We start from the raw sequence: 15,004 nt of genomic DNA on the forward strand, positions 1-15,004 counted from the left end.
AAATTTGGTGCGGAAACCAACATTGCCTGGATTTCGCCACTTTCCTACCATTCCATCGAAACTAGTCCCCCTCGACCCTTGGGTAGATACATATGGTTCTTCAGCGACGACTGGGCGCAATAGCGACCGCCTTACTCATTTCGATCGCCGTGGCCTGCACGACGCAATCCGTTGTCGCCCAGGAGACGCTACCCGCTGGCGGCACCTCGCCGAAGCCCACCGTCCAAGACCGCTTGATCGCCAAGATCATCGCTCAGCGCATTGAACGCTATCACATCTCGGGCGACAAACTTGACGACCATATCAGTGAACGTGCGCTCGACCTCTACATCGAACGATTCGACCCGCTGAAGCTTTACTTCTACCAATCAGACATCGCCGAGTTCAAACAACAGAAAGACTCGATCGATGACATGGTCAAAAAAGGCAATCTGGATTTAGCCTATCAAATCTTCGAGCGTTACACCCAGCGTGTCGACGAACGTGTGGCGGTCGCACTCGAACTGCTCAACGAAGATTTCGATTACACCAAAGACGAATACATCATCGTCGACGCAGACGAAACCAGCTTCGCAGCGACCCCCGAAGAAGCCCGCGAACGCTGGCGCCGACAAATCAAGTACACGCTGCTCGACCTACGTGACAGCGACGAAAAAGCCGACGACGATGACGCGGCCGAAAGCGACGAGGTCGAAGACCCTCGCGCCGTCCTTCGCCGCCGCTATGAACGCTACGCTCGACGTTTCAAAACCTACAGTTCAGACGATCTGCTGGAAGCATTTCTGACCGCCGTCACCAGCGCGTTCGATCCGCACTCCAGCTACATGTCGCCCACAACTTACACGGATTTCCTCATCTCGATGCGTTTGGAACTCCAAGGCATCGGGGCGGCACTTCGTGAAAAAGATGGCAAGACCGTTGTCATGCAGGTGATCCCCGGCGGCGCCGCCGACCTCGACAAACGACTCCAAGCCGATGACATCATCATCTCTGTCGGACAAGGCGATGATGGCCCCATGGTCGACATCGTCGAAATGCCACTGAAAGAAGTCGTCAGCATGATCCGCGGTAACGCCGGAACGACCGTTCGCTTGGGCGTTAAGCCAGGCGGTAAAGGCGATACCAAGGTCTACAAAATCAAACGCGCGAACGTCGAACTGGCGACCTCAGCTGCTCGTGGCGAAGTCATCGACCACAAAATGACCGATGGCACCACACGTAAGATTGGCTTCATCAACCTGCCAAGCTTCTATCTCGACATGGACGCCGCTCGCGAAAATCGCCCTGATTTCCGCAGCAGCACCCGCGACGTCCGCAATATCCTGCTGGACTTTAAAACCAAAGGCGTCGAAGGCGTCGTCATCGATCTCAGCCGCAACGGCGGTGGCTCGTTGACCGAAGCGATCAACCTGACCGGACTGTTCATCGACCGTGGCCCCGTCGTTCAGGTCAAAGACAGTAACGACGAAGTCCAACAGTACAACGACGAAGACTCCGGGACCGTTTGGAGTGGACCACTGGTCGTTCTGACCAGCAAGTTCAGCGCAAGTGCAAGCGAGATTTTCGCCGGCGCGATCCAAGATTACCACCGTGGCATCATCGTCGGTGACCCGGCGACCCACGGTAAAGGCACCGTGCAAACCTTGATGAACTTGGCCGAAGGTTTGTTCGGCGTCGGACGTGAAAACTTCGGTGCCCTCAAAGTCACCCTGCAACAGTTCTATCTCCCCGACGGCAAGAGCACGCAGCGCGACGGCGTTTCCGCAGACGTGATCCTGCCTAGCTTCACGCAAAACTTTGACGTTGCCGAAGGTGACCTGCCGTACGCACTCGAAGCCGATCGCATCAACGGTGTCCGCCACGACATCTACAAATTCGTTCCCAGCGGACTGCTCACCGAACTGCGTCAAAAATCAGAAAGCCGCGTTCAAAACAATGACGAGTTTCTTGATCGTATCCGACGTATCGCGTTGTTCATCAAGCAGAAAGAAGAATCGAAGGTGCCTTTGAACGAAGAAAAGTTCCTGGCCCGACGTAAGCAACTGGACGCCCAAAAAGAGCAAGAAAAGGAAGAGATCAATCAGCAGAGCGATCAAGAAGTCTTCCGCGATGACTTCTATAACCGCGAAGTCCTCAACATCACCGGCGACTACATCGAAGGCCTCCAACGCCAACAACTCGTGAAGAGCTAAAAAGGTACCAGGTACCTTTTCCAAAGCCAAAACGGCGTGGTGAACCCTCACCACGCCGTTTTTTCATTGCCGACAGGCTAAAAAAGGTACCTGACACCTTTTAAGACTCGGCCTGGGTTTTCGGTGGTCCAGCGGTGGACTTGCTCCGGTGTGGCGATGTGGTTGCTAGCCAGCATCGCTGACATCTGATTCATCTCGGTTGCACAGCCGGCGAATTGCTTTCGGCCTTCGCCCCATGCCGCCAACGATTCGTCGACCTCGACCCACTGATCACCCAACCGGTGCTTTCCCGGGCCCAGACCAGCCGCACTGATCGCGTCGGTCACGATCACGACATTCGACTCGGGGATGCTGTTGAGGTAGTTGCGCATGGCAAACCAAGGCACATGGTGACCGTCAGCGATCAATGAAATCATCATTCGATCGGCAAGCGACAAGACACGATTGATAATGTTGTCGTGCCGATGCATTGTCACCGGACATCCGTTGCCAAGGTGCGTGAACATCGCCATACCGGCATCCAGCCCGGCACACAATTGATCGATCGACGCGTTACTATGTCCACCCGACACGACGATCCCCTGATCGGTCAAAAACTGAATCACACGAGCGGCACCGTTGACTTCGGGCGCGAGCGTGACCAAGCGAACGTAGCCTCGTCCCGCGTCAAGCAGCCGTGACACTGCATCGATCGATGCGTCGCACACCGCCGCGACGGGATGGGCGCCGACATAACCAGGCTCGCGACTGATGAACGGGCCTTCCACATGAATTCCTGCCACCAATTCGCTCGCAAGCGAACTCGATTCGATCGCGTCAACCACTTGGCTGATGCGGCGACACATCGCGTCCAAATCCGCTGTGATGATTGTCGGCAAAAACGCATGTGTCCCGGCGGACCGTAACCGAACGCAGGCTTGCTCGATTTCCGCAACCGTCACATTGTCGCTATTAAAATCAATCCCGCCGTACCCGTTGACTTGCAAGTCGACGAAGCCACTCACAAAATTCGCTCCATCGCGGCAGCTCGCTCATCAGGAATCTGACTGGCTGCCGCTTCATCGACAATCAATGTGGTGGCGTTGTGTTCGGCCAAGATACTCGCTGGCACATCCGGCGAGACTGGGCCCAGCACGGTCTTTCGAACCGCTTCTGACTTGCGTTCGTCAGGCACGCTGCAATAGATGTACTTCGATTTTAAAATCTGCTTGACCGACATGCTGATCGCGTGCGTCGGCACGTCATCGATCGTCTTGAACCAGCCTTCGCCGACCTGCTGCTGGCGACAAGGCTCGTCCAGTTCAACCATCAGGTACGGAAACTCCGTTTCAAAATCGGCCGGCGGATCGTTGAACGCCAAATGCCCGTTCTCGCCGATCCCGACCATCGCGACATCCACATCGATCGACGAGATCGCTTTTGCCGCCGCACGAATGGTGACCAGTGGATCGACCGAACCATCCAAGTAATGGAACGATGCCAACTCGACTTTGCTAACGAAACGTTCTCGCAGGTACCGACAGAACGATGCGGGGTGATCGGCGTCGATTCCGACATATTCGTCCAGGTGAAAGCCATCGACACTGGACCAATCGATCCCCGGTTGCTCGACCAAATGCGAAAGCACTTCGAATTGCGATGCGCCGGTCGCGACAATCAATGCCGCTTTCCCTTTCTCCGCGATCGCCTGCCGCAAATTGGCAGCGGCTTGCTCAGCCGCATAGCGACCCATTTCTTTCGCGCTCGGCGCGATCACAGTTTTCATGTCAGACTTGCTTCAAAACGTCTTCGAATGGAATTTGCTCGCACACACCAAAACTGGCGTGCCGCGAAAGACGTGAGCGTACCATTTTTGGAGACGACAGGCCGCACAAGAACCGTGCCCGCTGGCGAGCGGTTGTGAATTGGTCGGGATATTCCTTGACGACTTGATCGATCGCACGTCGAACCGAATCGCCGATCTGACGCGGTTTCGGCTTGTGAATCGGCATGGGGCCGTCACCGATGCAGTGGCTGCATTGACCGCAATCGTCCGCCATCGTTTGACCGAAATGCTTTGCCAACAGCTTGGCCTGGCATTCGCCAGCACGTGCGATTTCGAAGACCTCGTCGATCCGGCTGACCTGGGACTTTTCACGTGACATCACGCGTTCGAAGTATTCGTCCGCCAACACCTTGGGCTGATCGATCCGTTTGATCCAACGATAGCCGTGCACCAAATCTTGTACTTTGACTTCAACCCAGTTCTGCGCGGCCATGAAATCAACCGCTTTCACCAAGCGTGCCCTCGGTTGCCCAAGAGCTTTACACGCAGCCGCCATGTTCAACGAGAAATACGTACGCCCCTTGGTCAGTTGACCAAGCAACCCCGAGAGAAACTCGCGTCGTTCGCCGTTAAAGTTTTTCAGAATCGCGGCCGAGGTCACGTGCGGACGGATCTTGTAGGTGTCATACCGAGGCGAAGTTGACTCGAGATAACCATCCAGCTCCAAATAGGTCAGCAGCGTGCGGACGACCAAGATGCGAATGTCCGTTTCGAACGACAGCTTGTAGTGCGAAATATGAAATTCGTCCGGCTGACCGATCAGAAAATCGATCAGTCGCCCGACACCATGCCGGCTGGGCGTATCGCCGTACGTAAAGTTCTCCAGCACGATGCGGTCTTCAGGCACGAGCAGCAGCTCACAAATCGAATCCTCGCCATCGCGTCCCGCACGACCGATTTCCTGTGCGTAGGCTTCCAAAGACTGCGGCGGGTTGTAGTGATACACATACCGAATATTTGATTTATCGATGCCCATTCCGAACGCGATCGTGGCAACAACCACACCTTGATCGGACTCGATAAACTGCTGTTGGATGTCGGCGCGATCTTCGGAAGACATGCCGGCGTGATAGACCATCGCTTCGACGCCGTCTGTGCACAGCTTCGCGGCGACTTCTTCGGCCGTCTTTTGACGCGACACATAAATAAGCGTGGCTCCAGGCGGACGCCCGATCAGCCGTTCGTGCAGATTCCCGTAGTGCTCGGCCTCGCTCATCACCGAACTGCGGATCCGCAAATTCGGCCGATGAAACGGCGTACAAATCGCGTCGTCTGTTTCGATATCGAATGCTTTGCGGATGTCCTCAAGCACCGCCGGTGTTGCCGTCGCGGTAAGCGCCAAGATCCGACCGGCATTCAATCGCTTAGCCAATTCGGCCAGCTTCAAGTAATCGGGCCGAAAGTTATGCCCCCACTGGCTGATGCAGTGCGCCTCGTCAACCGCAAACAACGCAACGTTCAACGAACCGATCGTTGCGATGAACCGCTCGTTGAAGAAACGTTCCGGGGCGACATAAAGCAGCTTGATCGAACCGTCGCGGACACCGCGAACCGCCGCACTGAATTCCTGATCGCTGAGCGACGAATCCAACCTTGCCGCGCGGATGCCACGAGCGGCAAGCGCATCACATTGGTCTTTCATCAGCGCGATCAACGGCGACACAACCACTGTGGTCCCGTCGATCATCTGGCTAGGCAACTGGTAGCACAAGCTTTTCCCGCCACCGGTGGGAAAGACCGCGGCGACGTTCTTTCCGTCGAGTAACCGTGAGATGACTTCGGTTTGACCGTCACGAAACCCATCGAGCCCGAACGAATCTCGAAGAACGGACTGCGCATGCCGAAGCGAATCTGTTTCTGCAATTTTCATTGCGAATCCCTGTATACTGATAGCGTCAGGAAAGACGCCCGCAGATTGCTGGCTCGCTCGATTTGATCACCTTGCGAACTCAATCACCCTGCCGCTGCCGGCGCGATGGAAAAGGCCTGCTGCACCTGCCACAGGCGTTTGTTATAGATACAGGATCGACCTAGCGTTTGACCACCTTTTGACGATTCCCGCCGCTTAAACATTGACCTTTCCCGCTATGAAATCAATCCCACTAGTTGTGAAATATTTCGCGCGACACGTCGCTCCGCTCACCACCTGCTTGGTGATCGCGGCCGCCTTGATGGCCCCAGCATCACGCGCCGCCGCCAAGGACACTCCGCCAAACGTGGTCGTGATTTTCATCGACGACATGGGCTATGCCGACATCAATCCGTTCGGATCCACCGCCTACCCCACGCCAAACCTCGACCGTATGGCAGCCGACGGTCGCAAGTTTACCGACTTTTGCGTTTCGTCAGCCGTGTGCAGCGCTTCGCGTTCGGCCTTGCTGACAGGATGCTTCCACAAACGTATCGGTATCTCGGGTGCACTCGGTCCAAAATCCAATATCGGCATCAACGCTAACGAAACCACACTTGCCGAAATCTGCAAAAGCCAAGGTTACCGCACCGCGATCTATGGCAAGTGGCACTTGGGACACAACCCAAAGTTCCTGCCGACCAACCACGGATTCGACGAATACTACGGAATCCCCTACAGCAACGACATGTGGCCGCTGCACCCGAACTCGGTCGCCAAGCGTCGCAACAATCCGAAGGCGCCGATCAGCTGGTCGGAACTGCCGATGATCGAAAACACCAAGATCGTCAACGAGAGCATCCAACCGGATGACCAGCGCGAGATGACCAAAGAATTCACTCGCCGCGCGGTCGATTTCATCAAACGCGATTCGGAAGATCCGTTCTTTTTGTACCTGCCACACCCGATGGTTCACGTCCCGCTGTATGCGTCGATAGACTTCGAAGGCAAAAGCGGCCAAGGCCTGTTCGGTGACGTGGTCATGGAAGTCGACTGGTCGGTCGGCCAAGTGCTCGACGCGATCAAGGACATCGGTGCCGAAGAAAACACGCTCGTTGTCTTTACCAGCGACAACGGCCCGTGGTTGTCCTACGGCGAGCACGCCGGAAAAGCGACGCCGCTTCGTGAAGGCAAAGGCACGATGTTCGAAGGTGGCTATCGCGAGCCAACCGTCATGCAATGGAAAGGCAAAATCCCTGCCGGCACGACCTGCGATACCTTCGCCAGCACGATCGACTTGTTGCCAACCGTCGCCGCAATGATCGGTGCTGAATTGCCCAATCACAAAATCGATGGCCACGACATCCAACCGCTGATGTTCGGCGAAGCAGACGCCACGTCACCTCACGAAGCATTTCCTTGTTTCTACGCAGGACAACTGCAAGCGATCCGTAACGAACGCTTCAAGCTGGTCTTCCCCCACCAGTACCGAACACTGGACGGCGGATCCGGCGGCAAAGACGGCTTGCCAGCGAACTATTCGCAAGCGATGGCCAAGAAAGCCCTGTATGACTTGGACAATGACGTCAGCGAAACGACCGACGTGTCACAGGATTACCCCGAAGTCGTCGCCCAACTGGACGCCGCCGCCGAGCAATACCGACAAGCCTTGGGCGATCGGCTGACCAACACCAAAGGCAGCGAAGTCCGCCCGGCCGGACGCATGCAACCTGGCGACGAAGAACTTCCGCTCGTCTGGTAATCACTTCGTCACTCGCCGGCCGAGCAAAAGCTTCCGGCGATTGGTTCAATTAACGCCGTGGGAATGCAGGCGGTTGCCCATACCACGGCGGATAGACTCCAGACTTCACGGCCAGCAAGACCGCTTTGCCGTGAAGGTGCTCGGGACCGTGCGTGTAGTCCCATTCCAAACGTTCTTCGTAACGCAGCACACGCAGGTCCGCATCCGGTTCCGTCGCCCAACGCAACAATCGGTTGGGCGGAAAGTAATTGATCACCGCGCCGGCCGTCTCGCTGACCGGCGCGTCGCTGTCCACACCGGGCTTCTGATCACTGCCGGGATCTTCGGTCGAGTGGACTTCGACATACAAGGCACCTTCGCGGTGCAGTCCCGACAACATCCCCTCCCAAACTTGACACGAAGCGTCCGTTGGAATGTGATCCAACACCGTCGTCGCACAGATCAAATCGAAGCTGCCCGGTTCGATCTTGAAATCACAGACATTTGCGACGCAGGTTTTGACCCGATCGGCGACTCCTTGGCGGCGAGCACGCTGCATGATTCGCTCGGCACCACGTTCGCTCAAGTCGACCGCGGTCACATGAAAGCCTGCCTTCGCCATCGCGATCGTGTCACGTCCCGCGCCGGCCCCCAGGTCCAACGCCTCCCCCGTCACAGGGACCTGACGCAGATAAGCCGCCAGCGGTGCGGACGGTGTTTCCCCGTATGCGATGTCGTCGCGGTCGTAGGCTTCGTAAAATGGGTCGTTAATTTCTGACATCGTCGGTTCGGTTTTCTAAAATAAATTTGGTTGTTCCGCCAAGCTTGCCGCCGATTGGACGAATGGCCCTCCGCTGTCGATCTGACAAACACCGCGCAAAATCATACAGAAACGACCAGTCTGTCCCATCGCCCCTGAGTCGATTTGATGAAACGAGCCATGATTTCCGTCGCCAAATGGGCCTGGTTCGGGCTGTTGATGCTGATTGCGTTCGGCTACATGGCATCCGGATTGTCCAAACCGGGCGAAGTCGACGAAAACGAAACACCGACTGGCGTTCGACAAGTTTCCGCCGAAAACGCCGTTCTCGACGGCGCAGAACAACTCGCTGAGACTCGGATCCCAACGCTCGACGCTGCCGCCGGTGCGTCATCTGCCCAGCTCAACTCGAGTGAATCTGTCGACTCAATCGAATCCGTCGTCGATGCCGTCAACCTTGCTCGCCAACAAGCAATGCTCGATGCGGAAGTTGAATCGGCGCCCACAGCGGACTGGATGACGATCTGCCGACGTCTCTCGCTGGCGATGGTCGGCAGCGGAATGTCACTCGAAGAGATCCGTCATCTGGAATCGCTCCCCGCAAGCGAACGCGAATCGGCGCACCTCGAAAGCCTGCTTCACGACGGACGTTTCCATGACTATTGGGGCGAACGTTGGATGCGTTATCTGGTCAACGATGAAGGCCCATTCCTGGTGTTTCGTCGACGCCGTTTCGGTCATTGGTTGAGCGAAAACATTGCCGCCAACCGACCCTACGATGCGATCGTTCGCGATTTGATCACCGCCGAAGGACTTTGGACCGATCGCCCACAAGTCAACTTCTTAACGGTGACATTCGACAGCAACGACGGCAGCCCCGACCCCGTGCGTTTGGCCGCCCGAACCTGTCGCGCGTTCCTGGGGCTTCGAATCGATTGTTTGCAGTGTCACGATGACTTCTTAGGCAACGTCAACTTGGGTGATGCCGACGATCGGCGTGGCGGACGGCAACAAGACTTTCACCAACTTGCCGCGTTCTACAGCAGCGCAAAAACAAACGGATTGCAAGGCGTCCGAACAGAGGACGTCGATTACAAGTTTCAATACCTTGATGCCGACGACACTGTCGACGTCGAAGCGACCGTTCCCTACCAAAGCGATCTCTTGCCGCAGGACGGTAATCCGCGTGAGCGTTTGGCTCACTGGGTCACGCACCCAGAGCACCGACAATTCTCCCGTGCCGCGATCCATCGTTTTTGGGCGTTGATGTTCGGCCGCTCGATCACCGATGCCGTCGACAACTTGCCGCTCGATGAAGCGGCCAACCCGGTACTCGATCCCATCATCGAGGACTTTCAATCGCACCGAGACATTCATCGCACGATTCGTATCATCGCTGCCACCGATGCCTTCCGCGCCGACAGCAAAGCCGACTATGAAATCACCGCCCGGCACGAAAACAACTTTGCCGCATTTCCACTGACTCGCCTGCGTGCCGAACAAGTCGCCGGTGCAATCACACAAGCATCGAAAATCAAATCGATCGATCGTCAATCGTCGCTGCTGGTGCAGTTGATGCGTTTCGGAGCGATCAACGATTTTCTGAAACGCTATGGCGACCTAGGCGAAAACGAGTTCTCCAAAGACGGCATCACCATTCCACAGCGATTGATGATGCTCAATGGAAACGTTTTGAACGAAGCCGCCAAATCCGAACCGCTGTTGAACACCACCGGCCATCTGAAATCATTTGCCAAAGACGACTCGCTCGCCGTCGATGTCGCGTTTTTGTGCTTGCTCAATCGACATGCCAGCGAAGCTGAGGTCGAGTACTTCGCGGACAAGCTTCAACAAGCAGACGGCCGTGGGAACGGCTTAGTCGACCTGTTCTGGATGCTCGCCAACTCGACCGAGTTCGCTTGGAACCACTAACCGCCTTTTCTCAACCGGCTTCATTAACTGGTCAAACACAATGATCCCATCAACGATCTGTGACCCGCGACTTCATTTTTCTCGCCGACGCCTGCTCGGTGCCGGTGCCGGAGGCGCGATGCTGACCGCGATCGCGAATCAGTTGGCATTTGCCGATGAAGTCGCGAAGACAGATCCACACCAGCGCAAGAACGTCATCTTGCTGTGGATGGAAGGCGGCCCCAGCCAGCTAGAAACGTTCGATCCGCACGCCGGAACAAAATACGGCGGCGATGTCAAAGCGATCCCGACCAGCGTCAAAGGCATCGAGTTCGCAGACACACTTCCTAGGACCGCAGAACGAATGCACCTGGGAACGCTGATCCGCAGCATGACCAGCAAGGAAGGCGATCACCAACGGGCTGTTTACAACATCAAAACCGGCTGGCGTCCCGACCCAACTTTGGTCCACCCCGCCATCGGTGCCGTGCTCTGCGACGAGTTCCGCGAAACGCTGGATATCCCCAGGCATGTGTCGATCGTTCCGGGACAATGGCCGGCCAAAGGTGGTTACCTAGGGCCGATCTACGACGCCTTTAAAATGGGCGATCCGAACAGCCCGGTTCCTGACTTGAAAGCGCGTGTTGACGCTGCGCGAATGGAGCAACGTCTCGCAGGCCTCGACTTTCTGGAATCGCAATTTCGCCGCGGCCGCTTATCCGACCTCGATCAAAATCGAACGCTGCACGAATCGTCCACCAAAGCCGCGCTGCGGATGATGTCCAGCGAGCAGATCGATGCCTTTGACGTGAGCGGTGAAACGGCAGCCACGCTTGATGCTTTCGGTGATACGCCTTTCGGACGTGGTTGCTTAGCCGCAACACGGTTGATCGAAGCCGGCGTGCGATGTGTCGAAGTCAACCTGAACGGCTGGGACTCGCATATCAACAATCATTCGCTGCAAAGCTCTGCCTGCGAGACCCTGGACCCGGCGCTGGCTGCACTGCTCGATCGGCTGGAAGAACGCGACATGCTGAAAAACACGCTGGTCGTTTGCGGCGGCGAATTCGGGCGAACGCCGACAATCAATCCGGCTGGCGGACGCGATCACTGGCCGCACGGGTTTTCGATGTTCTTGGCGGGTTGCGGTATCCGTCGCGGGTTCGCGTATGGCGAAACATCTGCAGACCCGATTGTCGATTCCAGCGATCCCAAATTCAGTCCCACCGTCAACATCGACAAGCCGGTCACGGTGGGCGACTTGCACGCGACGATTTTTAAATGCTTGGGTGTTGAATACGATCGCGAAATCGAAACCCCGGTCGGTCGTCCGCTGGTCCGTGTCGAAGGTGAACCGATCGAAGCCATTTTGGCCTGATCAAGATGCCGTGTGACACGCTGATTCTTTTCAATAGTTTTTCTAACCCCAGGCGTTAGATCTCGGTCATCAGCCAGCCTTAAACTGGTTGTGATGAAAACCCCCGAGACACGACCGAGCCTGATTGTTCGACTGCCCAACCATCGCGACCAATCCGCATGGTGGGCTTTTGTCGAGCTTTACGAGCCTTTCTTGCGGCACTTTGCCAAGCGGCGAGGCGTGCCAGAATCGCATCTTGGTGACGCGACACAGCAGATCCTTTTGGCGATCGCCAAATCGGTCGAGAGATTCCAGGACGACGGGAAACAGGCTTCGTTTCGTCGCTGGCTGTGCACCGTCTCGCGTCACGAGGTCATCAAGTACATGACCAAGATGCGGCAGCACGTCACGCCAACCGGCGGAACGGACTCCATCCGCAGCCTGCATTCGATCGCGGACCAGCCTGACTTTGACGACCAGTACGAACACGAACTAATTGTCTGGGCGGCCACCAAAATCCGCGGCGAGTTTTCCGAATCGTCCTGGCAAGCATTCTGGCAAACCGTCATCGACCAACGCCCGGTCGACGCAGTCACGCGAGAACTCGACCTGTCGCGTGGGGCGATTTATATGGCCCGCAGCAGAATCCTGAAACGCATTCGCGCTATCGTTGAAGAGGTGATGCAGTGAAACATCCCTCGCAACAACAATTGCTCGACTGCCTGGACGACCGCTCCGATATGGCAACGCAGGCCTCGGTGGTTCGGCATCTGGATCACTGTATCGATTGCCAAAAACGCATCGAATCGTTTTCTGGATCGGACAACGGCTCGCTGCGAATCGTGACGGCGCTGCAAGCGGAATCGCGTGCGATCACGTCGTCAAAATCGACAACTCCACCGTTCAGCACCGAGCGTCCCATAGATCACACGGAACAATCTCTCGCCGACTTTGCCGTTAATTTTTTGAAGCCCGCTCGACGTGACGATTCGATCGGATGCCTGGGCGATTTTGACGTGATCAGCGTGATCGGCATCGGCGGGATGGGGATCGTTCTGAAAGGATTCGATACTGAACTGAACCGCCCCGTGGCAATCAAGGTGATGTCGCCACACTTGGCCGCTCTCGGAGTCGCGAGGCAACGTTTTTTGCGAGAGGCTCAGGCGACAGCGGCGGTCGTGCACCCCAATGTGATGCCAGTCCTATCGGTTTCTGATTCACAAACATCATTACCGTTTTTGGTGATGCCGTACGTCGTCAGTCACTCGCTGCAGCAACGGATCGACTCCACCGGCGCGCTCGATACCATCGATGTGCTTCGAATTGCCAGCCAAGTCGCCGCTGCCCTTGCCGCGGCCCACAAACAAGGCTTGGTTCATCGCGATGTCAAACCGGCAAACATCTTGCTCGAACGTGGTGTCGATCGAGCGATGTTGACCGACTTCGGTTTGGCACGAGCGGCGGATGATGTGTCTTACACCAGATCGGGCTTCATTGCCGGAACACCCCAGTTCATGTCGCCTGAACAGGCACGTGGTGACGCGATCGATCACCGCAGCGACTTATTCAGCTTGGGCGTAGTGATCTACTCCATGTGTGCCGGACACCCACCGTTTCAATCCGAAACCAGCTATGGGGTCCTGCGCAAAATCATCGAATCGAAGCCAAAACCACTTCGCGACCAGAATGCCAACGTCCCGCATTGGTTGGAAACGCTGACAGAACGTTTGCTTTGCAAAGACGCTTCGTCGCGTCCCCAGTCCGCGGCAAAAGTTCAAGACCTTCTCGAAGGATGTCTTGCCCATGTTCAGCAACCCACCAACGCGAAGTTACCGGAGTCACTTTCGATGGCAAAACCGAAGTTTGCAAGCTGGCTGCTCTTCGTCAGCAGTACTTTCTTGATGCTGTTCTTATTTTGCTCAGGAACGATGCTGCTGTTCTGGGACGCCCAAGCACCACCGACAGGACCGTCGAATACAAACGCGTCGATGCCGCCTGATTCGCAAGAAATCTTCATCGAGCAACCGATGGACCAGGCGATCGATCAGCTGCAATCGAAGCTTGATGCACTGAAACAAGAAATCGAGCAAGACAACTTGTCAATCTTGCTCGGCACCCCGTCGTCCAAGCAGCATGACACCGCAACAGAACGCGATAGCCCTCTTCTCTTCGTTCCGATCCGAATACAAAAGGAAGCTTCTCGATGATGTCGACCATTCGATGCACAACAGGCACGACACTTGGTGCCCTTCTACTGGCAAGCGTTTTGGCGATTCCACAGAACATCGCTGCACAAACCAGCCAAACAAACAATCTAGAGATCGTTGTCATGCTGGGGCCTGATGCCAAGCGGAACGATTTCCTCACCGCCTGGGAGATTCAAAACGCATTGTCCACCGCTGGGGTCGGTCAAATCAAACTCGACCAAATCCGCATCGACAACGAATCACCATTACCTGAAAAAGCGGAACTGATTCTCGCAGCGTCCTACCCGGCAAGTTGGAGCGACTCTCAAATCAATGACTTCAAGGCCAAATGCAACAAGAAAGCATTGTTGTTTGGAATCAACAAAGTCGAAATCGGACCACAAAAGGAATCGGCAACCAGCAACGGATCATCCGACAATCCTTTTTATTCCGCAGCTGGAGACCCTTTCGCAAGTCCTCCCTCCGCACAGATGTGGTTGCGAATTGGGATTAAGACGTCGCGTGACCTTTCAGAATCGAGTGACGTCATCCTAACGCTTGCGAAGGCATTCGATACCAACCAACCTCGTGTCGACCTATACAACCTTCGCGAGATCCCGGGATTTGACCCGTTTGACGGACCGACACTGCCGAAATTAATTGGCAACATACCGCTTGCGAACCACCAGCCTGCCAAGACCGACCAGACACTCCAGCAATCAGATAATCCTTTTGCACCAAGCATTAGCAAACCGAGCACTAACAAGACAAACGCCAAGCCTGCTGCGGATCCGTATGGCGGCCAGCAAAGCATGAGCCCCAAAAGCACCGACGCAGTGCAATCTTCGGGTGACGTGGCACGGTCCGAGAAGCGGCTTGAAGTTCTGAAATTGCAGCTGCAGAGACTGCGTCAACGCTATCTCGACGCCGAAACGAACGATCAACGCGAAAGCATCAGACAGTCTGGCGGGAAGGTGCTCTCCTCGCTTCACCAAGCACAACGAGAGTTACAGCAGTCGAAACTCAATGCACTTGCCGAAGAGCTCGCCGCGTTACAGAAAACGCTACAGGAATCGGAATCGGCGGATGCCAAACTCGAGCAAATGGTCCAAGAACTGTTCCCGGACACCAAGTGACCCTGTTGCTCACAGTGCCTCGCTTCTCGGGGCGTTTCCTTCGATCT

At 56.0% G+C, this 15,004-nt stretch carries 11 protein-coding genes; 7 read left to right on the forward strand and 4 right to left on the reverse strand.

The features are described 5' to 3' along the window. Positions 1-149: 149 nt before the first annotated feature. On the forward strand, positions 150-2,192 hold the full coding sequence (locus CGZ80_RS26425) for a carboxy terminal-processing peptidase (protein ID WP_233148695.1): 2,043 nt from the start codon (positions 150-152) through the stop codon (positions 2,190-2,192). 77 nt (positions 2,193-2,269) lie between these two features. Here CGZ80_RS26425 and CGZ80_RS26430 read toward each other — a convergent pair whose 3' ends face one another. Genes CGZ80_RS26430 through CGZ80_RS26440 form a run of 3 tightly spaced genes read right to left on the reverse strand, consistent with a single transcriptional unit; the run spans position 2,270 to position 5,887 of the window. Then, complete coding sequence (locus CGZ80_RS26430) at positions 2,270-3,196, reverse strand: N-acetylglucosamine-6-phosphate deacetylase (RefSeq protein WP_094418684.1); 927 nt, start codon at positions 3,194-3,196, stop codon at positions 2,270-2,272. Continuing rightward, positions 3,193-3,957 carry a glucosamine-6-phosphate deaminase gene (locus tag CGZ80_RS26435; protein ID WP_094418685.1) on the reverse strand — a complete coding sequence of 255 codons (765 nt, stop codon included), beginning with the start codon at positions 3,955-3,957 and terminating at the stop codon, positions 3,193-3,195. The genes CGZ80_RS26430 and CGZ80_RS26435 overlap by 4 nt, the downstream gene beginning before the upstream one ends. A 1-nt stretch (position 3,958) precedes the next feature. After that, positions 3,959-5,887, reverse strand: a complete 1,929-nt coding sequence (locus CGZ80_RS26440; RefSeq protein WP_094418686.1) for a RecQ family ATP-dependent DNA helicase — start codon at positions 5,885-5,887, stop codon at positions 3,959-3,961. A gap of 238 nt (positions 5,888-6,125) precedes the next feature. On the opposite strand from CGZ80_RS26440, the gene CGZ80_RS26445 reads away from it, so the two are divergent. Continuing rightward, on the forward strand, positions 6,126-7,628 hold the full coding sequence (locus CGZ80_RS26445) for a sulfatase (protein WP_315851434.1): 1,503 nt from the start codon (positions 6,126-6,128) through the stop codon (positions 7,626-7,628). A gap of 49 nt (positions 7,629-7,677) precedes the next feature. Here the strand turns inward: CGZ80_RS26445 and CGZ80_RS26450 are convergent, their stop codons facing one another. After that, positions 7,678-8,388 (reverse strand): class I SAM-dependent methyltransferase, encoded by a 711-nt coding sequence (locus tag CGZ80_RS26450; protein ID WP_094418687.1) that lies wholly within the window; start codon positions 8,386-8,388, stop codon positions 7,678-7,680. Between the two features lie 147 nt (positions 8,389-8,535). Between CGZ80_RS26450 and CGZ80_RS26455 the strand changes: the two genes are divergently transcribed. From CGZ80_RS26455 to CGZ80_RS26475, 5 genes are all read left to right on the forward strand, one after another. Continuing rightward, the gene (locus tag CGZ80_RS26455; protein WP_094418688.1) at positions 8,536-10,299 is read left to right on the forward strand and encodes a DUF1549 domain-containing protein; all 1,764 of its coding nucleotides are present in this window, start codon (positions 8,536-8,538) and stop codon (positions 10,297-10,299) included. A gap of 40 nt (positions 10,300-10,339) precedes the next feature. Next, positions 10,340-11,656 carry a DUF1501 domain-containing protein gene (locus CGZ80_RS26460; protein ID WP_094418689.1) on the forward strand — a complete coding sequence of 439 codons (1,317 nt, stop codon included), beginning with the start codon at positions 10,340-10,342 and terminating at the stop codon, positions 11,654-11,656. 93 nt (positions 11,657-11,749) lie between these two features. Continuing rightward, entirely contained in the window at positions 11,750-12,325 is a 576-nt protein-coding gene (locus CGZ80_RS26465) for a sigma-70 family RNA polymerase sigma factor (RefSeq protein WP_094418690.1), read from the forward strand. Then, positions 12,322-13,842, forward strand: coding sequence for a serine/threonine-protein kinase (locus CGZ80_RS26470; RefSeq protein ID WP_233148696.1), 1,521 nt, complete (start codon positions 12,322-12,324; stop codon positions 13,840-13,842). The genes CGZ80_RS26465 and CGZ80_RS26470 overlap by 4 nt, the downstream gene beginning before the upstream one ends. Then, on the forward strand, positions 13,839-14,957 hold the full coding sequence (locus CGZ80_RS26475; protein WP_094418691.1) for a hypothetical protein: 1,119 nt from the start codon (positions 13,839-13,841) through the stop codon (positions 14,955-14,957). The genes CGZ80_RS26470 and CGZ80_RS26475 overlap by 4 nt, the downstream gene beginning before the upstream one ends. The last annotated feature ends 47 nt before the right edge of the window (positions 14,958-15,004 follow it).

The organism is Rhodopirellula sp. MGV (assembly GCF_002251265.1).
GTDB classification, from domain to species: domain Bacteria; phylum Planctomycetota; class Planctomycetia; order Pirellulales; family Pirellulaceae; genus Stieleria; species Stieleria baltica_A.

What these genes read in the sequence shown, in the direction of transcription:
- CGZ80_RS26465 (WP_094418690.1), top strand. Translation starts at nt 11,750, where the DNA reads ATGAAAACCCCCGAGACACGACCGAGCCTGATTGTTCGACTGCCCAAC.
- CGZ80_RS26475 (WP_094418691.1), top strand. Translation starts at nt 13,839, where the DNA reads ATGATGTCGACCATTCGATGCACAACAGGCACGACACTTGGTGCCCTT.
- CGZ80_RS26455 (WP_094418688.1), top strand. Translation starts at nt 8,536, where the DNA reads ATGAAACGAGCCATGATTTCCGTCGCCAAATGGGCCTGGTTCGGGCTG.
- CGZ80_RS26435 (WP_094418685.1), bottom strand. Translation starts at nt 3,957, where the DNA reads ATGAAAACTGTGATCGCGCCGAGCGCGAAAGAAATGGGTCGCTATGCG.
- CGZ80_RS26460 (WP_094418689.1), top strand. Translation starts at nt 10,340, where the DNA reads ATGATCCCATCAACGATCTGTGACCCGCGACTTCATTTTTCTCGCCGA.
- CGZ80_RS26450 (WP_094418687.1), bottom strand. Translation starts at nt 8,388, where the DNA reads ATGTCAGAAATTAACGACCCATTTTACGAAGCCTACGACCGCGACGAC.
- CGZ80_RS26440 (WP_094418686.1), bottom strand. Translation starts at nt 5,887, where the DNA reads ATGAAAATTGCAGAAACAGATTCGCTTCGGCATGCGCAGTCCGTTCTT.